Below are 22,281 nucleotides of genomic sequence, written 5' to 3'. Positions count from 1 at the left end.
TGGAAGTCTCTCAACTTTCAAATAAAGCTTGTGAAGGTTTAGGTTCATGAGCGCTAGACTGTATCGGTAGCATGAGGGTAAATGTCGTGCCCTCCCCAACGATTGAGCTAACCTCAATGCGTCCATCATGTTGCTCCATAATTTGTGCCGTAATGGCCAATCCCAATCCTGTGCCATCGCCTGCTTTTTTGGTGGTAAAAAACGGCTCAAAGATATGATTTAAAACATCCTCTTTGATACCAGATCCATTGTCTATAATGCGTACCACAACATGTTGCTGCGCCTTATCAACAGACGACGTGACTTGTAATGTCCCTTTATGATCAGCTGGTATGGCTTGGGCGGCATTATTAAATAGGTTTAATAGTACTTGGTTGATTTGCGAAGGATTACATTGAATCGGCGGTAGTTCGGCTAGATTGGTTTTGACGTCTAGAGTTTTTAAATTATTGCGCGCCATAATCAATGAGGTATTGATGCAATCATTGATATCAACATCCTTTACCTTAGATTCATCAATTCGAGAAAAGTCGCGCAAGCTGACTACCAGCTCGGCAATCTGATCGACGCCGTAAAGTCCATCTTTAATCAAATCGGCCAAATCCTCACTGACCTCATCTTCTTTAATTTCCTCGCAGCATTGTAAGGTTTGCTCTATCAGTTGCTCGACTTGTTCTTGATTAATAGTTGGCGCTTTTAAGGCATGCAATAATTGATCGGTATGCTGTAGCAACTCATCAAAACGCATAAGGTTATCGCCAACCAATTCCATGTTACTACGCACATAGCCCAGCGGCGTGTTGACCTCATGCGCCACACCTGCCACCATTTGGCCAAGGGTAGCCATTTTTTCGGAGCGCACCAGATGTACTTGTGAGGCTTTTAACTCATCCATGGCTTGCTGTAAATCTTGTGTGCGGGCGGCGACTTGTTTTTCTAGATGAACATTGATTTCAGCAAGTGCGCCTTCATTCTCGACGACGCGATCAATCAATTGATTGGTCTGCTCACTAATAACTTGAATCTCACTGACATTTGAATGAGGAAGTTTGTGCGCGCTTAATTGTTGATATTTTTTTTGCTCAATTAACACCCCCATGTCAGCCACTGACTGTGCCATGTGCTTTAGCGGCCGCGTAAAGTAGCGACGAAATACCCATGCGGTCAACAACAAGATAGGAATGAAGCCCAACAGCATGGCTTGAATCAGTTTATTAGACAGCGCATTTGCCACGCTCATCAGGTCATTATCAGGCTTGACGATGACCATCTTCCAATACGTAAACGGCATGCGAAACACGAAGGCGGTGGCGGGCTGCTGCAACACAAAATCATTGGGCACAGCGATGGTATCGACCAAATGACTGTCTACCAAATTAAACGTTTGATCGATATTTAACAGCAATAATGCTGAGAGTAATTTGGACTCTTGCTCGCTGATTTTATTCAGATTGGTCGTACTTATAATACTACGAGCAGCGAGCGTATAGCGGCTTTCATCTTTAGTTACTGCCTCATCTATCAGTGTCTGATTAATGCTATCTAGGCTGTCCGCAATAGGGGCAAAGCTAGGGTTGCTCTCAGCTAACTGCCGTGCCGTTACGACCTGGCCCTGACCGCTATCTTTAGTTGCGTGCATGACCATCGACTGATCTGGAGAGGTCAAAAACCGATTGTCCAAGTCCACTAAAAAGACATAACCACCGAGCTTATCTTGCCACTTTTTCATCGCCTCGCCGAGATTATCGAGTAACAGATTAAAACTCACCACTCCATCAAAAGCCTGATTACGACTGTCATACAGAGCCTTTGCGCAAGTCATCATCGGCTGATTACTCACTGGATCAACATATGCACGGCTCCAAACACAGTGGTCATGACGCGCGTACATCGCAGGAATGTACCACCAATCACGATAATAGGGATTCGGGGTTTGGCGCGCTTGATTGTAACGCTCTAATGGCTGCATGCTGCCTGACTCATCACGTGACCATACAAACGACTGGCGTTCTCGGCCCTGAGCGTACATATTTGGGTCAAACCATACGCCGCCGCCTACAATGCGTTGATCCGTTTGTTGCATGAGATTGCCAAAGGTTTCTTTATAAAGGCTGTCTTGTTTTGGTAAGCCACCAGCCATCGTACTGGTGGCTTTCGCCAGTCCGTCGACATGATTGATACTCGCCATGATGCTGTTAATGGCTTCGTTGCCTGTTTCAACCACTATCTCTGAGGTCATCTCCAGTATGCGTGGTTTAGCTTGGGTTTCGATGACCCAATACACCAGCAAAATAATAAGCAAAAAAGCCAATGTTAAGATAATCAATATACGGGTGGAAATACTACCAAACCAATCAACAACCTTCATAAACACACCTAATATCTATGCGCTAACTGTTTTCGATAAGTCATTGAATGACTAAAGATATGAGTGTGACGCCACCGCTATTTATAATAGGCCCAAGGATACGATGCCGTTATGACAATATGATGACAAGAATCGTGTTTGACCTTATGTTTGCTATCGTCTCTTTATGCACGGCAGCCATATGATCTCTTCATTATTTATTCCTGCGACTTTTTTTAGCATAAACGACACTCCTCTTATGGGGAGCATATGTCAGGCTGAACCACCCCGGGATTATCGGAGACTTAACATTCTGAGAGAATACGACAATGAAAAAACAAACCTACACTCCCGAGATTAAAGAACGTGCCGTTCGGATACTAATAGAAGCGGCAGGAGATTATCCCTCCACATGGTCAGCCATTCCTGCCTCAGTACAAACGCAAAGCCAAGAACAACGTATTAAAGAGCCTGAACGTGAAAATAGAGATCTCAAGCAAGCCAACAAAAAAAGCATCAGCTTTGCGTATAATTTTGTTGGCTTGCTTGAGTGAGCTATGCGGCAGAAACCATAGAGATAAACTCAGCTTTGTTTCTCCAGTTTGATAAGGTTTGCATGGCGATGCATAGCTGCTCTGCAGCCGCTAAGATATTCCCGATGTTCTCTGCTGTTTTCTTAACAGCTTCAGTTTTAAATTCTGTGCTGTAAGTTCTGATTTTCTTAGTCATAGTAAACTCTGACTAAGAAGCTTAGTTTACAAATTCTACTTGTACGGTTTCTTCAGCATAGCTCAGTAGTTTGACTTTTACCGTCAAGCTGCGTAACTAAAATCTCCCAAGTTTAAGTCTACGGGATTGACGGCAGGGGTCACCCCTAGCCAGAACTTAGCGCCTTCGTTCTCTGATAGCCACATGCCAAGCAGCTCTTTTTTACCGTTAAGAGCGACACCTAGAGCTAAGTAAATCGCTTTGTTGATAATCTGCTTATCTTGACGTACCTTAACGACAATGCAGTCCAAATAGACAATAGGATAAACACTGCTCAGCGGCCGGTTCTGCCAAGCGGTGATGTCCTCTAAGATGTTGTCAGTGACTCTTGAGACAAGAGAGCTTGAAATGTCGACATCGTAGAGCTCTTTAATGGTTTCGACGATCTCAGTGGTGGTTTGGCCCTTGGCGTAAAAGAATATGATTTTATCGTCAAGACCTGAGATACGGGTTTGATGCTTGCGCACTAACGCAGGTTCAAAGTCACCATCACGGTCTCTTGGGGTGGAGATCTCAAGATCGCCTGTGTCACTTCGGACGGTCTTTTTAGTGTGTCCGTTGCGCTTGTTTGGCTTGATAGCTTTTTCATGCTTGGGGTAGCCGAGATGGTCTTCCATCTCAGCTTCAAGAGCAGTATCGATAAAAGATTGCATGAGCTGCTTTTGGAAGTCTTTGATGTCATCAAAGCTTTTCATGCTACTAGCCATTTGCTCAGCTAGTTTCTTAAGGTCCGTTTGGTTAGTCATTGCTTATTCTCCTGTTATTGGATTATAAGCAGTTACACACTTTTTAGGAAAGGCTCGTGTTTTATTTGTGACGGTGTAAACGTAATTAATTAACTCACTCTATATTTTAATATTAACTCTGGTGACAGTAGAATGCTTAAATGGATTGTGCTTTATATTTTCCTTTGCTTACTCTTCAGATGGCTTATTTTCTCTGATATTACAAAGAAATTTGGCTCTTGGGGTTGGACTTCAGATCAAAACAAACTCTACCTGTCGATTATGTGGGTGTTCTCAACCTTTGTATTCTTGTACGGCATATTCAACAGTAGTTTCCGCAATGCTTTCTTACTAGAGTATTTGTTTTAAACGCGCTCATCTTTTGATAGTCAGCAAGTCATCATTAACTCTTCAAATCGGATCAGGTCATGAAAGCGCTTAACTCATTAGCAATGTGGGAATCTATAAAAAAGACAGTCGGAACCGACAGCTGGGAGAGCTACTTCAATAAATATGGGGCGGATGGTAAATTGCTAGATACTGATGACACCGTGAGCTTTATTAATCCAACTAATGATAAAGCCATCAAACTGACTTATGATTCGAGTAAGGAGAATCTCATTGATTACTGGCTCAACAGTTTTGGCGATGAAGAGTCAGGCAGTGTTGAAGTACTTAATATTTATTATAGGTATCAACATGAATCTCTACCGCTTATTGAGCATCTCATAAGAGATTGGCTTAATGAAGGTCAGAACATTTAAATAAACAGGGTGCAATAAGCTTTATTGTCTTTATCAAATTCTTTGCCAAGTAGCTTAACAGGTCTCAACGTCTCCCCGCCGTCGCTTGAGACCATAACCGTCAATTCTTGGTCTTCAAAAGTATTCAACTCCTCAATAATTTGAGCGATACTTTTTTCTTTAGCGCTCCATTCATTTTGAATAGTCATAGTTATCATCTCTCTATAATCATTTAAGGTAGGTACTTAACAAAGTATGCTGAGACTGTCTCAACAATCCTAATCATTTGTATGATTAGCCTACAGCTAAATTCCAATTCCCTACTTGGGAGGCGCACCCGTTTGATCAGATCAGTAAGTAACATATAAAAGATGAGTTTTGATGTCAGCAATGGTATTAGATTAACAGCTCCCTCTAAGTCAGCTGCTTTGCTTTATCAGCCACGCGCATATCAAAACCACAATCAGAGCGTTTGTTCTTATCTGCCAACGTTAAGTCAGATTGTGGCAGCGGCTTATCTGAAAAATTTGGTTGTATGGCGTGGGTTAACTTATTGAAATCACTGTCGCTCATATCTGTTGCGGCAAATGATCGGTCTAATGAGCTTGCGGCTGTATTAAAATGATTATCCTCTGCTGTGTTCTTAGTCGTAATCGTACTGTATAGCGCATCACAAGACATCAAACTTAACCCAAGTATTATTAAGCCCGTTACTTTATATAAAGCATTCATTGCAGCTCCTTATTTTATATTCCCACCCCACTCTCAACTTCGAAAGTGATTGAAAAAAGAAGAGCACCTCACTAATCTATTGTTTTCGACCAAGAATACAATGGAGTTGTGAGATGCCCATAGACGAATTTATCATCAATATCTATTTAATGGTAGAGCAATATTACAAAATAGTCGTCACCAAACCCTTGCGAAGTGCAGGTTACGCGCCAAAGCTAAGTGATCCTGAGGTTATTTGCATGGAGATGGTCGGTGAATTTTTGCACCTTGATCAAGACAAACAAATTTGGCAAGACTGGTTTCCAGCCATCGGCTCATATCCTAACTTCGCAAAGCATTGCGCCAATCTGTGGCAAGTCAAACAGCAGATACAAGATAAAGTCAGTCAAATTGAAGGCCGTGACAACATTCATTTTATGGATGGCTTTCCGATACCTGTCTGTCATTATGGACGCGCTTATCGGCATAAGAATTATCAAGACTTAGCAGCTTTTAGTTACTGCGCCGCTAAGCAAGAGAAGTACTATGGTTTTGAAGGCCATTTGCTTGTTAACTTATCGGGCATGATTAAAGGCTTTACCTTTGCCCCTGCCAATGTTGATGAAAGAGCGGTTGCGCCTGATATTACTGACCATATTTATGGTTTGCTCGGTGCTGATAAAGGGTATATCAGCCCTAGTCTGACATCGTACTACAATGCTCAAGGCGTGGATTTACAAACGCCACTCAGAGCCAACATGAAAGAGGATAGACCCAAACCTGTGGTAAGACGGCTGATGAAAGTCCGCCGTATCGTTGAAACAGTCATTGGTCAGCTATCAGAACGATTTAACATACAAAGAGTGAGAGCAAGAGATTTATGGCATTTGTCTCATCGATTGATTCGTAAAATCCTGTCACACAATCTGTGCTTTGTACTCAATAAAAAACTTGGTAACCCGCCTCTTCAGTTTGATTTGCTTATTTCAAGTTGAGAGTGGGGTATTCCCGTAATTTGTCATTAAATACAGGGGCGTTATATCCACTGCCCAAACCAAAACTTAACCCTTTCCCAAAATGATGTTTGAGGGTGGCTGTCTTGTTTGGATGCACTATGCGTACTGCCTGACTCAGGGCTATTGCTCAACTCATTTTTATCAGTGCCGCTAGGGAACGCAGCGTTTAGCTTATCGCAAGTAGGATATTTGGCTTGTAACTGCTGTAAATAATAAGCCTGATCTTCATCTATAAAGCCATCCAGTATCCCAACTTTATAGCTGCTGTCATGACCACATCTACCCTCTACTCGGTTCCAGGCTAAAAAAGGTACCAATGGTTTACCAACTATTAATTTATCGTCTTTACAGCTCAATGTCGCGAGTGAAGCCACCGTATAGCTTGCTGGTTCATTACCACTGGCCGCATATGCTAAGCCAATAACTAAGTCGTTTGACTTGATACCTTTCAACTCAAAATCACTTTGCCAGTGCTGAGGAGTAGAATAAAAAAACCACATTTTAAGTGTACGAAAAACGAAGCGTGGATTGCTAAATTGCAAGTCAAAACCTTTTTGCTGATTATCCATTAGTGTGGGCTGCGATGATTGCAGACGAGCAATAAATACATCATTTGGTGAATGCGGCATACAAGCCCATACGGTTTGCATGGACAAAAATAGTATGATCAAAATAGGTAGGCGATATAAAAAACGCATTTAATGTTTTTCCTTATCCATAACATTCCACTTTTAGGTCACAAACCATACGTTATTTAATTGGCATTTAGAGTGAGGTTTAATACGCTGGTCATTAAGAGTGCCACTAAAACCACCAAAACGATAATCTTGACCAATTGTATATTGGTCATAAGCGCTGATTTGATGAAAAAGAGTGCCAGCATTGATGCTGGTCGTGTTTTCTGGAAATACTAAAGCACTTTTACTTACCGCCTCGTTTTTATAGTTGTCATGTTTAATGATTAAACTGCCGTTTTCAATCAATAAAGTGCCATCAGCGACTGTAGTACCGCCATCTACTGAGCTCTCATAAAGCGGAGGACTATATTCTAAAATCTCTACTTTCTCCTCAATAGCTTCAGTCAGTACTTTTGCTTTTTCCTCAGATGATTTATCTACAGGCGCATCTTTAGCGGCACAGCCTGAAAACAATAAAGTCATCACAACAGCCAAGCAACTTAACGTAATCAACTGAAAACGCTGCATATTTAATCGCTCCAAAATAGATATCGCTACGGCTTATTCACTTGCCCTAAAAACAGTATCGCATCAGTTTTATTGTCTTTAATCACAAACATAAATGGATGATCGGCTTTAAATTCGGCAGGATAAGACATACCAACGTACATACCTACAGCACCCGCTGCTGCTGCCGCCTCGGTCCCTTTTTCATCGACGGTGACCACCGCTTGATGAAAAACCTCATCGAGCTTTATCGGTGGGCCATCATCATATAAGTTAAATTCAGCCGCATTATTAAACGCTTTTGGCATACCCATATCAGCGAGCAATGTTTTAATCTGATAACGCGCATCTAACTTAAACTTTGGCAGTTGAAGGTCCACCTCTTGTCTTACTAAGCCTGAACGCCATTGCTTAATCTTAGTTGCATTTAAACTCTTAGCTAATTGCTGCATAGCAAGTTTATGATTGAGTTTGGGTAATACTACGAGCATAGATAGGTCATCGCCTTTATAAGGTAATTGCACGACCTGTATATGTTTGTCCTCATAATAACTAAAATAAGACTGTTGCTGCATCATCTGGACGGTAGAGGCTCTGCCTATAGCATTATAAAAAGGCTGGGCACTGGTTCTTTCAGCTGTAAAAGGCATGGTCCAATCGCCCTTAAAATAGATGGCATTGGTTAGCACCACGGCAGTATCAGATTTAATACTGCCCTTAGGTAGTAATTCAGGAATTAACTGTTTGGTTTTATCAGCTATCTTTTTATTAATGGTCTGCCGCGCAGGATCAGGACTGCCTTCAAAATCAAGGGCGGTCACTTGGCCGCTGTAATAACGTTGCACGGTGTCTATGTAAGATTTAGTGGGTGTTAACCCTTGTTGCATCCATAAGTCATTGACCGTAGCAAGCTTGTAGTCGGGATTGGGTTTATTAAATTGATTATAAAGCGCGGCGCTATTAGGGTTGAGGGTAGTCGGCGTCGGATAATGAAACGTCTTTTGGATTTGCGCTTTCGTTTCCCCTTCCGCTGCGGTATAGAGCATGGCCATCGCAGTGGACAGGCTATAGGGCGAGAAAAACACGTTCTCATCTACTTGCTCAGATTTGCCATTTATCTGCTGATACATATCAATGGCAAATTGATTGTTGGCAGTGATGACTTCTTTTATACCTTCAGGCGTTGCGACAGTAGTCATTACCTCAATAGGAGGCGCTTGATGGTTAATAGCTGACTGATTAGGAGTAACCATGCCTGTAACAGCACCCGTTCTATTATTTTTTATGGCGTTGTCACAGCCACTAACACCCAACACTAAGCTGGTAATAGCTAAGGCACTGATAACACGATTATGGGCTGCATATCTAAAATAGCGAAGTGGGTCATTTTGCATATCAGGCTCAACAATAAATTATAATAATAATATCTAAGGCTCAATAGTGACTGTAATAGCCACTATCTCGGCTACTGTATAGGGAACTGCACAGATATATATTTGGCGGTTTTAGAATAACTGATTTACTCTGTATTCATCATCCCAGTTGTTTTGTATTAACGTTTTTAGCTCCTTTTCACTTTGTAATTTGCTGAAATCTTCCCCGTACCACTCTATTAGAGCGTCCTTTGTTATCTTGTATTCTTGATGATCAAAATTAAACGTTATCCACTCTGCATTCTGAATCAACGCAAATAAGTAAGTGGCGTTATATATCACTGTCTTTTTATCATTCTTTTCTGACTCTGACCCATCATAATTTAAGATAATCCCATAGGGTGCCTCTTTTGTTTTGAGCTCAAGCCCTTTGAATTTCTCTGATTGCATAGAGTGATTTACAATATTTATGACTGCACTATTATCACCAACATAGGCATTCTTGTATTGAAACACATCTTCTTCATTGGTCTTCGTATTACATCCACTAGCGACTGAAATCACCAACAGCGAACACGATAATAACTTAAGCGTTTTTTTCATAATGTCTCATCAACAGTCAGTTAAGTCTTAGTGCCGTCATTCGCTCTTTTAAGGTTTGTTCACTTGCCCTAAAAACAATATCGCATCGGTTTTATTGTCTTTAATCATAAGCATAAACGGATGATCGGCTGTAAACTCAACTGGCTGATTTATAGGAGCAGAAGCTTCTACTGCTACAATGGCTGTCGCGGCTGCGGCTTCGGTCCCTTTCTCATCGACGATGACCACTGCCTGATGATAAACATCATCAACTTTTATCGCTAGAGGCTCATCAAATAGTTTGAATGTAGCTTTGTCTTTAAAGGCGCTTGGCATACCCATGTCTGACAGTAAACCTTTCATATCGTAGCGCTCTGCAAGCTTAAATTTTGGTAAGGAAAAGTTCACTTCTTGAGTGACTAAATCTTTATTCCACTTTTTAATCTTATTAGCACTCAAATCCTGCACCAGCTGCTGCATCGCAGCTTTGCCTTTTGATTTGGGTAATACCACTAACATGGATAAGTCATCGCCCTTGTAAGGCAATTGCACGACCTGCACTTGCTTGTCCTCGCTATAGCCGAAATCAGCCTGCATATTCATCATTTTGACATCAGAGGGTTCGCCTGTGAGGGGATAAAAAGGCTGCTCATAGGTGCTATTTGCCTCAAAAGGCATTTTCCAGTCGCCCTTAAAGTAAACCGCGTTGGTTAATACTGCGACAACGCTAGATGGAATGCTTCCCTTTGGTAGTAACTCAGGAATCATCTGATTGGTATGCTGAGCAATTTTTTTATTAATGATGAGCCGCGAAGGCTCAGGACTGCCGTTAAAATCAAGGTTGGTCACTTGACCGCCATAATAGCGTTGTACGGTGTCTACGTATGCCTTATTAGGCGTTAGCCCTTGTTGCATCCATAAATCGTTGACTGTGGCGAATTTATAATCGGGGTTTGATTTATTAAATTGATTATAGAGCGCGGCACTATTAGGGTTTAGAGTATCCATCGACGGATAATAAAAGGTCTTCTGAATTTGCGCTTTCGTTTCCCCTTCTGCTGCTGCATAGAGCATTGCCATTGCCGTAGACAAACTATAGGGTGAGAAAAATACGTTCTTATCTGCTTGATCAGGTTGACCATTTATCTGCTGGTACATATCAACGGCGAACTGGTTGCTGGCAGTAGTGACTTGCTTAATGCCATCAGGGGTAGAGGCAGAATCATCAGCAGCAATAAAGCCATCTTTGCTAACAGCCTTATAATCAGCGTTATTTTTATTCTTATCTGGCAAGGAGGACTGGCCTGATTGTGATGTGGTATTAGCTACGCTGTCAGTAGGTTTAGACTCTTTCATAGTGCTGTCACAGCCACTGACAATCAATAATAGGCTGCTGACCGCCAATGCACCTATGACACGGTTACCATAGGCTTTTTTAAGATAACAATACTGGTTATTCTTCATATCTGCTTCACTAATAATGTAGAGTTAAGATGATGCCATTCTAGTATCATCTCTATACAATCGTTTAGTGTAGTTTGGTAAGCGCGCTGTACTGAACTTAAGAATGCCTAAAAGTGATTAGCGAATAGGTACATTACTGATTTTGCACGATTTCTAATAAGCCAGTAGTAGTAGTAAATCGTAAAAGTGAGAGAGATATGGTTTTTAATAAGAATGTTCTAATAGGATTGATGAGTATGCTTTTAATATCGTGCTCATATTTTGAGAAGGATAAAGGCAAAATTATCATAAATAACGAAAGCGCTTATCTCATATCTGACGTACGCATCAAATATACCAGCTCCAAGAGAGTGGACTTGATCGGAGATTTGCCGCCTAACTCCTCCTATCGCTACGCTATCCAATACACAAGCTATGAAGATTCAATATCCATCGACTATACTGATCAGGATAAGAATACCTATTCTAGAGATGCAGTGCCCTATGCCGCTTCATACGATAAAGAACGATATATATTTACTATAAGATAAAATGGTCTATACAGCAGGATGAGATAGCTTTAACAAGACTGGTAAAGGATGTTAGGCATTGAGTTAAAAAGCGCTTAATCGGCTTTATAGGGATACGGTAGAGTACACCGCTGTTATCTCAATAACCTAAAACCCATCATCTTGAAAAACTAAATTCCTTATTTAGAGAGTTTCTGAAGATAATCACAACTCGCTTGGTAATCGTTATCGCAAGATACTTCTAACCACTCTTTTGCCATGGCTTTGTCTTTATTAACACCCAAGCCCTTATAATACATCAGCGCTATAAGATACTGAGCGCGTTCACTACCCTTGCTCCATGACCCATCAACAGTATTGAGATACCTATTTCTGGCCGCTTGTTCATACCACCTAAAAGCTTGAGTATAATCCTGAGTGACGCCAATCCCGTTATAATACATATCGCCCAACTGGTATTGTGTCAGTAAATCTCCTTTACTCATCTCTCCACGACCCAAAAAATAGTGATTATTCGCCGCTTTTTTGAACCAACTTAAGGCGGCATCATAGTCTTGAGCAACACCTATTCCCTCAAAGTACATTTTCCCTAGACGGTATTCGGCATGTGTCTTTCCAAGACCCATATAACTCTCCCGACTAGCCGCTATCTCAAACCATTCTTTTGCTTTGATCTTATCCTGAGTAACCCCTAAGCCGCGATCGTACATGACTCCCAAGTTATACTCAGCATTAGTATTACCTTGAGCAACAAGATTTTCAAAGATATGAAAGGCTTTTTTATAATCTTGGGCAACACCTAAACCGCCATAATACATAAGCCCCAAGCTATATTCAGCATACATTTTTGTGTATTTAGCCTCTATTTTTTCATTATCAGCGGCCTTCTGATAATAGGTAAAAGCCTGACTATAACTTTGAGGCGTACCTGCACCATGATAGTACATCTCTGCAAGTTGATACTGAGCTTGCATGTCATCAGTATCGGCTAATGTTTTATATAATTTAAAAGCCTTGGCGTAATCCTGAGGTACGCCATACTTACCCGCATAATAGATATAGGCAAGATTAGCTATTGCAGAGGTATGCCCGTTATCAGCAGCTATCTGATACCATTTAATCGTGTCTATAGGATCATAAGCTTGGAGACCCAGCATGAATTGAGCAGGAGCATATCCTCGAATGGCAAACCATTCATACGGTTTCCTGCTATCTTCGGGCAAGTCTAAATTCTCTAAATATAGCTTGGCAAGCTGTTGCTGAGTATAGTTGTCTTCTAGCTGTTCAGTTGCTTCTTCTGCTATATAATCAGCTGCTATAGCGGATACAGACAGCCCGAACGATAATACCGAGATTGTTATATTTCTCATTAAATTCTGTTTGAATCTTTGCATATTAAATCGCTCCAAAATACACATTGCTATAGTTTATTCACCTGACCTAAGAACAATATGGCATCGGTTTTATTGTCTTTAATCATAAACATAAACGGGTGATCGGCTGTAAACTCAGCGTTGTATGAAGCTGAAATAGGCGTTATAACGATGCTAGTTGCAGCTGCTGCAACCGTTCCTTTTTCATCAACCTCAACCACCGCTTTATGAATAACTGAATCTACTGCTAAAGGTAACTTGTCATTAAACAAGCTAAAATCAGCTTTATTACTAAAAGCTATTGGCATGCCCATCTCAGTCAAAATAGATTCCATCTTATAGATCTGCTCTAACTTGAACTTGGGCATATTCAAAAAAATCTCTTTGCTCTCTAATCGCTCAGTCCATTTATTAATCTGAGCGGTACTCAAGTTTGCAATCAGCTTTTGCATGGCAGCTGCTTCTTTTGACTTTGGTAAGACAACTAGCATCGATAGTTCATCGCCTTTGTAAGGCAGTTCTACCACTTGTACTCGCTCATCTTCCATGTAATCAAAGCTTTCTATACTATACATAAAATTCGTATCAGTGGTTGTGCCATTGAGGTTATAAAAAGGTTGAGTGCTACCTCGTAGGCCTAGAGGTTGTGCCCATTCGCTCTTAAAATAAACGGCATTGGTTAATACAGCAGCTGTATCTGCTTTAATACTATCTTTTGCGAGCAGCTCAGGAATCATCTGCTTGGTATGTTTGGCAATGGTCTTATTGATAGTCTGACGGGAAGGTTCAGGACTGTTTTTAAAATCAAGAGTGGTGACTTTACCACCGTAATAGCGCTGCACCGTATCCAAATAAGTTTGATTGGGGCTCAAGCCTTGATGTATCCATAAGTCATTAACCGTGCTTAAGTCATAATTTGAATTGGGTTTATTAAATTGATTGTAGAGCGCGGCACTATTGGGATTAAGGATAGCTGGCGTTGGATAATGAAAGGTCTTTTGGATTTGCTGCTTTGTTTCACCCTCTGCTGCGGCATAGAGCATAGCCATGGCAGTGGACAAGCTATAGGGCGAGAAGAAGATGTTTTTATCTGATTGTGCAGGTTGCTTATTTATCTGCTGATACAGATCAATAGCGAATTGATTGTTGGCATTAACGACTTGCTTGATACCTTCAGGCGTTGAAGCAGAGTCGTCAGCAGCGATATAGTTCTTATCAGTCTTTGGGGTTGAAGGGTTCTCAGTCTTGCTAACTACAGGTTTTTCGGCTGCCGCTTTTATCAGTTGATTGTCAACCAAGCTATTATTACAACCAGCGATTGCCAGTAAACTGCCTAAAGCAAGCATACCCATGCTGAGCTTAATCGTAGGCTTTTTATAAATGTAATAGTTACGGTTTTTCACGGCGCTGTACCTCTTTATAATTCGGATGATGTCCTGATTATATACAAGGGTTTAGGCTGATTTAGTAAACATATGCTAATAAATTTAAGGATGATATTTCAGATGAATACAGTGTATAAGGATAGCCATAAGCTTAAAAAATACTTAATCATATTTTTAGCAATCTTAATATCAGGTTGTATGACACCTTCAAAAAACATGATGAATAAAGCCACTAGTGAGAATAAAGTCCTGAAGACTGAAATAGAGGATATCTCTAATATATTAACACCGACATATGCAGATATATTTACATACCCTTTTGATCCTGAGGAACCCCAGTTAGACATGGGGGTCGGTGGACGATTGGTTGTAATAGAGGGTTGTTTATTAATAGAGTCAAGTGATGGCATGTTTTCTACGCCTATACTGCCTGAAGGAGTGACCTATTGGGATAAAGGTAAAGGCATTGTCTATATTTATGACAGAGGCTTTTTAATAGGTAATATTATTCGTTCAAATGGTATTGCTTTAGATAGTCAGTTTCAAAAAGTACAAGATATTTTTATATCAAAAGCGAAGCCCTCGTGCCTCAAACGTAGCTCAATATTGTTCGGCACTAAATTTGACTAGCAGGCAAATCAGCTTAAGAGGTCAATTATAAAGAGAGAGTGCTTTACAAAAGACAAGTAGTGAAAGTGCTTTGCCATGTATGAAAAACTCAAATACTCATTTCAAGTATCTACTGAAGAATCAGAAGTATAATTCATTGATATAAATGATGATTTATTCACTCTAACCAAGAAGCAATCAGCAAGAATTGTGCTAATATCGCTACTTTTTCAGTATGGCTGGTTTTCTCATTTTGTAACGAAAAACCCCCTTAAATAAAAAAGCTAGGAGAATGAATGAACGATCATCTTGATTTTTTAGCGTAATTCAGTGTCTCAGTTGAGACTCCTAATAGTTTAAATTAAAGTTGTTGTACTCAGGCTATGTCACATACCAAGGTTCATGAACCACTTATTTTTATATTAACTATAGGTCATTGTTTTTAATAGAAAATTAACTCTTTTAAATCGTGAACCTAAATTTAGGTAGCCATAAGTTAAAGGGACGGTACCTGATGATAAGTTCATGGGATTATAATTAAACAGTAAATCGTTAGTCAGTCTGGTTGTTAATTGCTTAACCATGATATGTGTTACCTGTTCAAATAATCATTGTAATCACCGCTAGTATAATTACTAACTGATATATCTTGAAGCCTTAATGTATAGAGTCTTCATAGATCCTAGTGTATCCGTAATCGATTAATGTATTAATTCAAGTCGCTAATAGCCTCTATATATATTCCAGAAGCCTATTATAGATATGTTGTAGATACAGTAATTTTACTATTCACTCAAAGTTAGTCTGTTTGGTAATCTTGCTCTGCTCATCATTGCTAAGCTTATTACCTTCACAATACCTACCAAGCCCTTTGCATAATCTGTCATTTCTAATCATCACCTAATAACCAAATCACTCATCAATCGATTGTTGGTAGCTTAGCCGACTTCCTCATTAATGCGAATATGCTTGAACTACGTTAGGTACAGAAGTATTCGCCACCAAGTGACAATCAGCTCAAAGTAAAAGCAATAACCCTTCTGAATGCCTATTACTCTATATCATTAATAAGAACCTATACAAGCTCTGACAATGCTCCTACTTGGCATCTCAGTAAGTCCAAATATATATACACCTTATAGCTGTTATTATCATAGCTAACTACGTTGTAATACGTTTTTGTTTAGAGTCACCAAAATAGCCTTCCAAATTTGTTCGACATTCATTGGTCTTTTCTCACATCTCTCGCTCTTCCTGAGATACCTTAATCTAAAGAATCGAGTTGATACCTTCCAGATTTGTTCGACCCTTATCCATTAGCTACATTGATAGAATGACTGACTCTAATATTACTGCTGACTTGATTAAATCTAGCTCCTACATAGTTTGGGCGCCTCACGTGCCAATTACCCCGTATTACGCAGACCCGCTGCCAAAGCATTGATACTACGTATTAATGGATCTTCAACGGCAAGGTTGCCATGGCTAACATCGCCTTTAGCCTGTTTTTGTCTGGCACGTTTTAACAGCTCAATCTGTATATAGTTGGTTGGATCTAAATACGCATTTCGCCATTCAAGGGAAGCCGAAAGATTCTGTTGATGCGCCAATAACGATTTTTGGTTAAGCAAAGCGTTTAAACCTGAACAGGTCAGCTGGTGTTCATCGATTACCGCTTGCATAATCTTTTTACGTAATCCCTCATCTTCACATAGCTGGCTATAAGCCTGAGCAATACTCATATCAGATTTAGTAAAAGCCATTTCAATATTGCTAATAAACACGTTAAAGAATGGCCAGCAGTCATTCATCTCTTTCATCAGGGCTTCGTCTTTTTTGACACTATGTAAAGCACTACCGACACCATACCAAGCAGGCAGTGTAAAGCGTGCTAATGACCAACCAAATACCCACGGAATGGCGCGCAAGGTGGTTTTGCTTGGCAAACCTTTATTACGGTGTGCGGGGCGTGAACCGATATTTAATAAGGATATTTCTGCCACTGGCGTTGCTTGTGAATAGAATTGATAAAACCCTTCGGTGTGGTCAGTCAGCTGACGATAGCGTTGTTCACCGGCGTCTGCCAAACGCGCAAATAGTGCTTCATAATTTGGCAATTCAGGCGGTTGCACCACAAACCTTGAGGAGCAAGCTTTAAGCGTACCAGTGATACCCATAGTCAGCTCAAATACCGCCGTATCAGTGTTGGCATATTTGGCATAAAGGACTTCGCCTTGCTCGGTGACTTTAATTTGTCCGTGCAGGGTGCCTGCAGGTTGCGCGGCAATCGCTTTATGTGTTGAGCCACCACCACGACTGACAGAGCCACCGCGACCATGAAACAAGCGGGTTTTGATACCATATTCATCAGCGATACGATTGATTGTTTGCTGCGCGCTATACAGCTGCCATGCAGAAGTAATGATGCCGCCATCTTTTGATGAGTCTGAATAGCCTAACATGATTTCTTGAGTGTTATCTGAATGCTGAAGCAGTTCGCGATAGAGCGGATTATCCAACACGGCGGGTAAAATCTTATCGATATTTTTAAGATCTTCGATGGTTTCAAACAAGGGCGCAACGGGTAAGTCAGCAGATAACTGGCCCTTATCATTAATCTTGCATAAGCCTGCAAAGCGCATGAGTAGCAACACTTCTAATAATTGACTGGCATTATTGGTCATCGAGATAACATAACTGCCAAAAGTATCTTGTCCAACCAGTTTACGTAAGGTTGCCACAGAGTTCATCAAAGCCAATTGTTCGCGTGTTTTGTCACTCAAGTTATCGGTATAAATAAGTGGTATGCCCGGCTTTTCAAGCAAGCGCGTGAGCCACTCTTGGCGCTCGATTTCACTCAGGGTTTGATAGTCTGGTAAGTTCGAGGCATTAGCGAAAATATCGGCTATCACCTCGCTATGATAAGACGACTCTTGACGAATATCGAGCGCTGCTAGATGGAAACCACAGGTTTTGACCAGACGAATCGTATCTAGCAATAGGCCTTCGCCATGTGCTTTGTCATGAGTATTGACACTTTTTCGGATGATGCGTAAATCTTCTAATAGCTCTTGTGGGTTGGCGTAAGCATCTTGTGCGGCTTCAAGGTCTGTACCTTTACTTTGAATATGACGATTGGTCGCTTTTATTTTGGCAAGGATAATCGATAACAACCTTCGGTACGGCTCATTGTTGTAATCATTAGGATTATAATAAAATACTTTTTGATCGAGAGTGGCGTATTCCTTTATACGAGCATAAACGTCTGGTGCAATCTCAGTAATGGTATCGCTGTGAATAAGTTCACGGCGCAATTTTTTGATTAATACTTGGTAATGGCGCAAAACGGCATTGGCATGCATCAGCACTGCCATTTCTGTGGTGTCATGAGTGACAAAGGGATTGCCATCTCTGTCGCCACCAATCCAAGAGCCAAAGCTCATGAACGCCGGTAATGGATAATCTGTTAGCTCTGGATAAATATCAACAATGGCGTCTTTAATATTGCGATAAACCTTGGGAATAGCGTTAAATAAACTGGCATTGAAATAGTGTAAACCATTATTGATCTCGTCATAGACCAACGGCTTACGGGTCCGCACTTCATCCGATGACCATAATAAATCAATCGTTTGCGCCGTTTGTTCTTTCGCTTGCTCATAGGCAAAACTATTTTCAGTAAAGTTGTTTAAGGCATCGCTATGAATGAATAGACTTTGTAATAGATTCATGGTTGTACGGCGACGCGCTTCAGTAGGATGAGCGGTAAAGACCGGGATAAATTTCAGTTGCTCAATCAGCTCTTGCATTTGGACAGGTTCAATATTGCGTTCCCGGCATTCAAGCAAGGTACGACGAAACGAGCCTTCCCAGCTGTGTTCCGATTGCATACGCATGGCTTGACGTTGCTCTCGTAAGTAATTCTCTTCACTTAGATTGGCTAAGAAAAAATAGATAGAAAAGCTGCGGATGACATTTTTTAAGGTTTGATTGTCTAACGAGGCTATGAAGTCGATGAGTTGTTGCTGGTTCGCTTCGTTAGGCGCGCGTCGTTGTTGGATAAAGCCTTTGCGCAGGGTTTCAATCGTATCAAGCGTTTGTTCGCCCGTTTGCCGAGAAATCGCCTCTCCTAGAAATGATCCTAATAAGCTGATGCGTTCGCGTAGTACGTCGTTATCGATAGTCATCCTTGATCTCCTGATCAAATTCATTAAAATATAGTCGTGCGGTCTTAAATGTAGGTTTTCTATGGTGTAAGACACTTAACCTGTTTATGTGGATCTTGAAGCTCTCGCTTCTCATCAGCCAAGACGTTGCCAGCTTTATGTATTAATCATTTATTTTTTGGTGATACTGGGTCAGCCATTCCTGTAATGGTATATCTGTCTATCCCTAGTAAGCCAACAACATTATGAGTTTCATTATTATAATTGATGACTAAACTAACGGCTTCAAGTTTAATTATCCAGTTTTACCAAACAGTCAGAATTAATATCAGCAATCGTTTTGGCGCCAGTCAAGGTCATCGCGACGCGCATTTCTTTATCTAGCAGTTCTAGCAAATTGCTAACCCCTGCACCGCCATCCGCTGCTAAAGCATAGATAAAGGCGCGCCCTAGCATGCAAATATCAGCGCCTAACGCTAACATGCGCACAATATCTAAGCCATTGCGTATTCCAGAGTCGGCTAAGATTTTAATCTCTCCTTTCACCGCATCAGCAATAGGAGGCAGCGCCCGTGCACTGGATAAAACACCGTCTAGTTGTCGTCCACCATGATTGGATACGACTATACCGTCTGCCCCAAAACGCACCGCATCTTTGGCATCTTCTGGGTCCAAAATACCTTTGATGACCATAGGTCCATCCCAGTACTCACGAATCCAATCTAAATCTTTCCAAGAAATAGAGGGATCAAAGTTATTACCTAGCCAGCCTATATAATCTTCTAGCCCTGTTGGCTTACCTAAATAAGTAGAGATATTGCCCAGATCGTGCGGACGGCCGTTTAGTCCTACATCCCATGCCCATTGCGGATGCGTCACAGACTGGAAGTAACGGCGCATAGCGGCATTTTTACCGCTCATACCAGAGTGCATATCTCGGTAGCGTGCCCCTGGTACCGGCATATCCACCGTAAAGACTAGAGTCGAACACCCCGCCGCTTTGGCACGCTCCAAGGCATTTTTCATAAAGCCTCGGTCCTTTAATACATAAAGCTGAAACCACATTGGACGGATGATTTTAGGCGCCACTTCTTCAATCGGACAAACCGAAACCGTCGACATGGTAAACGGAATGCCTTTTTGATCGGCTGCCATAGCGGCTTGCACCTCCCCGCGACGTGCATACATACCTGTGAGACCGACTGGTGACAATGCGACAGGCATGGATAGGGTTTCGTTAAATAATTGCGTCTCGAGACTGAGCTGTGACATATCATTCAGTACACGTTGCCTAAGAGCAATTTTTGATAAATCTTCAACATTACGCTTTAAGGTATATTCCTCATAAGCACCGCCATCTATATAATGAAATAGAAATGGTGGCAGTCTGCGCTTGGCAGCAGCCCTGTAATCGTTTGGAGATGAAATAATCATACGCTTACCCTTTTTATGCTGTTAGATATCTATGTAATATTTTTTAATCTCTAATGGTGTGTTGATTAGTGCCAAATGATATATCTTTTTTTATTCTAACTTTGTACTCGTGCTTCAGCATAAAGCTCAGCCCACACTAACTATTACACACAGCACGAGCAGTTGCGTTTATTTTTTGATGTTTTACCAATACCCGGATTAAAGCTATTGGTTGGGTCTAGACTTTTATAGAAGTTTTGTAGATCAGGCTCTGCTTCGTATAGATGACCGACATTATGCTCAGCAGGATACTTTGCTCCGCGTGCGCTCAATAACTCTAACATCATCTTTTTAACAAGCTTGGCATCACTGCCTTTCTTCAAAATATAGTCTTGATGAAACACATAACAAAAGAAGTGTCCGTAATATAACTTCATTTCTAAATGCTGTGTAATTGCTTCAGGTAGGGTTTCAAGCCACTCTAATTCATTACGTGGTATAGCAATATCGAGCGCTAATATCTCGCCTACTTCTTTTTCATGGATGACCTCATATCTTAATGCTGCACCGGCGGCTGCGAAACGGTTCAAAAAAGCACTTTCTGACTCTTCTTTACTACATTCAAAATAGCTACCGGTTTTTGATGCCGCAAAAAACGACTGCAAAAAATCTTGGGCTTCCACTATCCCGTCATCACTCATTTTTATTATGAGGTGATGCTCGTACTTATCACGGTACGCCAGCATGCGCTCAGGTAAATGTTTTGGAAATAAGTTAGCTATAAACTGCATGACTTTATCGGTGAAATGCTTTGGCATCCACGACCACTTATGAAATTTAGCGTCAATAGCGCCTTTGATAGAGAATAACCTAGGTAAGGCATCTGTGCCGAGATGCTTGATACTTAAAAAAGTGTCTTTACCGTATTTAGCGGATACATTAAATATATCGCGATGCATATATTCGCCAACTTCAGGAGTATTTTTGAAAGTTGATAATATCTGCCTTCTTAACTGGGCAAGCTCACTGACACTATTACTGCCTATATAGAAAGCTTTCTCTTTTGTAGCGGTTGGATAAGTATCTAGGCGTACTGCAAATACCGCCAGCTTGCCTGCACACCCACTGGCTTCATACAGTCGGCGCTTATCAGCATTAAAACGGCTTGGCGTACTTGCATCAATATCTTTTACTCTGGCGATATATTCTTTGTCTGATGCCATTTTGCCACTGTCAGGTAGCTTCCTCTTATCAAAATCACCATTTTGCAATCTCGTCAGTATTTCTTCCGGAGTGTCACCTAGCCATATATCTAGGTGGTTGACCAACACCAATTGACCTTGTTCGTTAATCTGCGCAAACAAAGCTAATTCGGTGTAAGCAGGGCCTCTTTTCACCAAGGATCCTCCCGAGTTATTAGAAATCCCACCAATAATAGACGCCCCTAAAGTCGAGGAACCAATGACCGAATGCGGCGCTCTATTCACCGCATTCAGCTGACTTTGTAATTGGTGTAGCGTCGCCCCAGCCAAACTGATTACTTGCTCATTATCATTTATCAAATACAATTGGTCTATTGCCAGCGTATTAATGACCACCACAGGTCTATCATAGTCATTACCGCTTGGCGTTGAACCTTCGGTTAGGCCTGTTTTTGCCGCTTGCATAATAATAATGCAGTTACCTTCAACGCACACTTGTAGGCTACGCCAAATCTCCAGCAAGGTTTGCGGAAACAAAACTGCCAACGCGTTGCCGCCACCAGAGCGCCATCCCATTCTATAGTATTCGTTTTTCTCTGGATCAGCCTGTACATTGCGAGCGCCTAGCACGTCTGTGAGTTTATCTAAAACTTGATTAGGACTAAGTAGGTCTTGAGAAGTCATGTTTGCTGATGAAAGATTCAATGAAGA

The 22,281-nt window shown here is 41.2% G+C and carries 17 protein-coding genes and 2 pseudogenes; 4 read left to right on the top strand and 15 right to left on the bottom strand.

Annotated elements, in window-relative coordinates; genetic code table 11:
* Positions 1–10 precede the first annotated feature (10 nt).
* The gene (locus tag ACMHKH_RS02120) at positions 11–2,368 is read right to left on the bottom strand and encodes an ATP-binding protein (RefSeq protein WP_413519029.1); all 2,358 of its coding nucleotides are present in this window, start codon (positions 2,366–2,368) and stop codon (positions 11–13) included.
* 308 nt (positions 2,369–2,676) lie between these two features.
* Between ACMHKH_RS02120 and ACMHKH_RS02115 the strand changes: the two are divergent.
* Positions 2,677–2,772: pseudogene (locus tag ACMHKH_RS02115) on the top strand (adenylosuccinate lyase); the annotation flags it as partial.
* 160 nt (positions 2,773–2,932) lie between these two features.
* Here ACMHKH_RS02115 and ACMHKH_RS02110 read toward each other — a convergent pair.
* Positions 2,933–3,076: pseudogene (locus tag ACMHKH_RS02110) on the bottom strand (transposase); the annotation flags it as partial.
* Positions 3,077–3,159: 83 nt separating this feature from the next.
* A complete protein-coding gene (locus ACMHKH_RS02105; RefSeq protein WP_413519028.1) occupies positions 3,160–3,861 on the bottom strand; it encodes an IS256 family transposase in 702 nt (233 codons plus the stop codon).
* Between the two features lie 407 nt (positions 3,862–4,268).
* Between ACMHKH_RS02105 and ACMHKH_RS02100 the strand changes: the two genes are divergently transcribed.
* Positions 4,269–4,604 (top strand): hypothetical protein, encoded by a 336-nt coding sequence (locus ACMHKH_RS02100; protein WP_413519027.1) that lies wholly within the window; start codon positions 4,269–4,271, stop codon positions 4,602–4,604.
* Here the strand turns inward: ACMHKH_RS02100 and ACMHKH_RS02095 are convergent.
* Together ACMHKH_RS02095 and ACMHKH_RS02090 are read right to left on the bottom strand one after the other, a co-directional pair.
* Positions 4,601–4,792 carry a hypothetical protein gene (locus ACMHKH_RS02095; protein WP_413519026.1) on the bottom strand — a complete coding sequence of 64 codons (192 nt, stop codon included), beginning with the start codon at positions 4,790–4,792 and terminating at the stop codon, positions 4,601–4,603. The genes ACMHKH_RS02100 and ACMHKH_RS02095 overlap by 4 nt on opposite strands.
* A 205-nt stretch (positions 4,793–4,997) precedes the next feature.
* Positions 4,998–5,315: a hypothetical protein gene (locus ACMHKH_RS02090; RefSeq protein ID WP_413519025.1), complete on the bottom strand. Its 318-nt coding sequence runs from the start codon at positions 5,313–5,315 to the stop codon at positions 4,998–5,000.
* A gap of 113 nt (positions 5,316–5,428) precedes the next feature.
* Here ACMHKH_RS02090 and ACMHKH_RS02085 point away from each other — a divergent pair, with 113 nt between their 5' ends.
* Positions 5,429–6,289, top strand: coding sequence for an IS982 family transposase (locus ACMHKH_RS02085; protein ID WP_413519024.1), 861 nt, complete (start codon positions 5,429–5,431; stop codon positions 6,287–6,289).
* 41 nt (positions 6,290–6,330) lie between these two features.
* On the opposite strand, the gene ACMHKH_RS02080 is transcribed toward ACMHKH_RS02085, so the two are convergent.
* From ACMHKH_RS02080 to ACMHKH_RS02050, 7 genes are all read right to left on the bottom strand, one after another.
* Positions 6,331–7,008, bottom strand: coding sequence for a hypothetical protein (locus ACMHKH_RS02080; protein ID WP_413519023.1), 678 nt, complete (start codon positions 7,006–7,008; stop codon positions 6,331–6,333).
* Positions 7,009–7,041: 33 nt separating this feature from the next.
* Positions 7,042–7,515 (bottom strand): hypothetical protein, encoded by a 474-nt coding sequence (locus ACMHKH_RS02075; protein WP_413519022.1) that lies wholly within the window; start codon positions 7,513–7,515, stop codon positions 7,042–7,044.
* Positions 7,516–7,541: 26 nt separating this feature from the next.
* Positions 7,542–8,888: a serpin family protein gene (locus ACMHKH_RS02070; RefSeq protein ID WP_413519021.1), complete on the bottom strand. Its 1,347-nt coding sequence runs from the start codon at positions 8,886–8,888 to the stop codon at positions 7,542–7,544.
* A gap of 111 nt (positions 8,889–8,999) precedes the next feature.
* On the bottom strand, positions 9,000–9,470 hold the full coding sequence (locus tag ACMHKH_RS02065; protein ID WP_413519020.1) for a DUF4825 domain-containing protein: 471 nt from the start codon (positions 9,468–9,470) through the stop codon (positions 9,000–9,002).
* A gap of 48 nt (positions 9,471–9,518) precedes the next feature.
* Positions 9,519–10,913, bottom strand: a complete 1,395-nt coding sequence (locus tag ACMHKH_RS02060) for a serpin family protein (protein ID WP_413519019.1) — start codon at positions 10,911–10,913, stop codon at positions 9,519–9,521.
* Positions 10,914–11,601: 688 nt separating this feature from the next.
* Positions 11,602–12,816 carry an SEL1-like repeat protein gene (locus tag ACMHKH_RS02055; RefSeq protein WP_413519018.1) on the bottom strand — a complete coding sequence of 405 codons (1,215 nt, stop codon included), beginning with the start codon at positions 12,814–12,816 and terminating at the stop codon, positions 11,602–11,604.
* 26 nt (positions 12,817–12,842) lie between these two features.
* Positions 12,843–14,198 (bottom strand): serpin family protein, encoded by a 1,356-nt coding sequence (locus ACMHKH_RS02050; RefSeq protein ID WP_413519017.1) that lies wholly within the window; start codon positions 14,196–14,198, stop codon positions 12,843–12,845.
* A gap of 102 nt (positions 14,199–14,300) precedes the next feature.
* Here ACMHKH_RS02050 and ACMHKH_RS02045 point away from each other — a divergent pair, with 102 nt between their 5' ends.
* Positions 14,301–14,810, top strand: coding sequence for a hypothetical protein (locus ACMHKH_RS02045; protein ID WP_068403484.1), 510 nt, complete (start codon positions 14,301–14,303; stop codon positions 14,808–14,810).
* A 1,385-nt stretch (positions 14,811–16,195) separates the two neighbouring features.
* On the opposite strand, the gene ppc is transcribed toward ACMHKH_RS02045, so the two are convergent.
* From ppc to dld, 3 genes are all read right to left on the bottom strand, one after another.
* The gene (ppc, locus tag ACMHKH_RS02040; protein ID WP_413519016.1) at positions 16,196–18,976 is read right to left on the bottom strand and encodes a phosphoenolpyruvate carboxylase; all 2,781 of its coding nucleotides are present in this window, start codon (positions 18,974–18,976) and stop codon (positions 16,196–16,198) included.
* A 270-nt stretch (positions 18,977–19,246) separates the two neighbouring features.
* Positions 19,247–20,389 carry an FMN-dependent L-lactate dehydrogenase LldD gene (gene lldD / locus ACMHKH_RS02035; protein WP_413519015.1) on the bottom strand — a complete coding sequence of 381 codons (1,143 nt, stop codon included), beginning with the start codon at positions 20,387–20,389 and terminating at the stop codon, positions 19,247–19,249.
* A 143-nt stretch (positions 20,390–20,532) separates the two neighbouring features.
* A complete protein-coding gene (gene dld, locus ACMHKH_RS02030; RefSeq protein ID WP_413519059.1) occupies positions 20,533–22,254 on the bottom strand; it encodes a D-lactate dehydrogenase in 1,722 nt (573 codons plus the stop codon).
* Between the last annotated feature and the right edge of the window lie 27 nt (positions 22,255–22,281).

Source organism: Psychrobacter glacincola (assembly GCF_965118485.1).
GTDB classification, from domain to species: domain Bacteria; phylum Pseudomonadota; class Gammaproteobacteria; order Pseudomonadales; family Moraxellaceae; genus Psychrobacter; species Psychrobacter glacincola_D.
This window is presented reverse-complemented; position numbering and strand designations above follow the sequence as displayed.

Bases quoted from the DNA above. Each gene is read 5' to 3' on its own strand.
- ACMHKH_RS02120 (WP_413519029.1), bottom strand. From the start codon at position 2,368: ATGAAGGTTGTTGATTGGTTTGGTAGTATTTCCACCCGTATATTGATT.
- ACMHKH_RS02105 (WP_413519028.1), bottom strand. From the start codon at position 3,861: ATGACTAACCAAACGGACCTTAAGAAACTAGCTGAGCAAATGGCTAGT.
- ACMHKH_RS02100 (WP_413519027.1), top strand. From the start codon at position 4,269: ATGAAAGCGCTTAACTCATTAGCAATGTGGGAATCTATAAAAAAGACA.
- ACMHKH_RS02095 (WP_413519026.1), bottom strand. From the start codon at position 4,792: ATGACTATTCAAAATGAATGGAGCGCTAAAGAAAAAAGTATCGCTCAA.
- ACMHKH_RS02090 (WP_413519025.1), bottom strand. From the start codon at position 5,315: ATGAATGCTTTATATAAAGTAACGGGCTTAATAATACTTGGGTTAAGT.
- ACMHKH_RS02085 (WP_413519024.1), top strand. From the start codon at position 5,429: ATGCCCATAGACGAATTTATCATCAATATCTATTTAATGGTAGAGCAA.
- ACMHKH_RS02080 (WP_413519023.1), bottom strand. From the start codon at position 7,008: ATGCGTTTTTTATATCGCCTACCTATTTTGATCATACTATTTTTGTCC.
- ACMHKH_RS02075 (WP_413519022.1), bottom strand. From the start codon at position 7,515: ATGCAGCGTTTTCAGTTGATTACGTTAAGTTGCTTGGCTGTTGTGATG.
- ACMHKH_RS02070 (WP_413519021.1), bottom strand. From the start codon at position 8,888: ATGCAAAATGACCCACTTCGCTATTTTAGATATGCAGCCCATAATCGT.
- ACMHKH_RS02065 (WP_413519020.1), bottom strand. From the start codon at position 9,470: ATGAAAAAAACGCTTAAGTTATTATCGTGTTCGCTGTTGGTGATTTCA.
- ACMHKH_RS02060 (WP_413519019.1), bottom strand. From the start codon at position 10,913: ATGAAGAATAACCAGTATTGTTATCTTAAAAAAGCCTATGGTAACCGT.
- ACMHKH_RS02055 (WP_413519018.1), bottom strand. From the start codon at position 12,816: ATGCAAAGATTCAAACAGAATTTAATGAGAAATATAACAATCTCGGTA.
- ACMHKH_RS02045 (WP_068403484.1), top strand. From the start codon at position 14,301: ATGAATACAGTGTATAAGGATAGCCATAAGCTTAAAAAATACTTAATC.
- ppc (WP_413519016.1), bottom strand. From the start codon at position 18,976: ATGACTATCGATAACGACGTACTACGCGAACGCATCAGCTTATTAGGA.
- lldD (WP_413519015.1), bottom strand. From the start codon at position 20,389: ATGATTATTTCATCTCCAAACGATTACAGGGCTGCTGCCAAGCGCAGA.
- dld (WP_413519059.1), bottom strand. From the start codon at position 22,254: ATGACTTCTCAAGACCTACTTAGTCCTAATCAAGTTTTAGATAAACTC.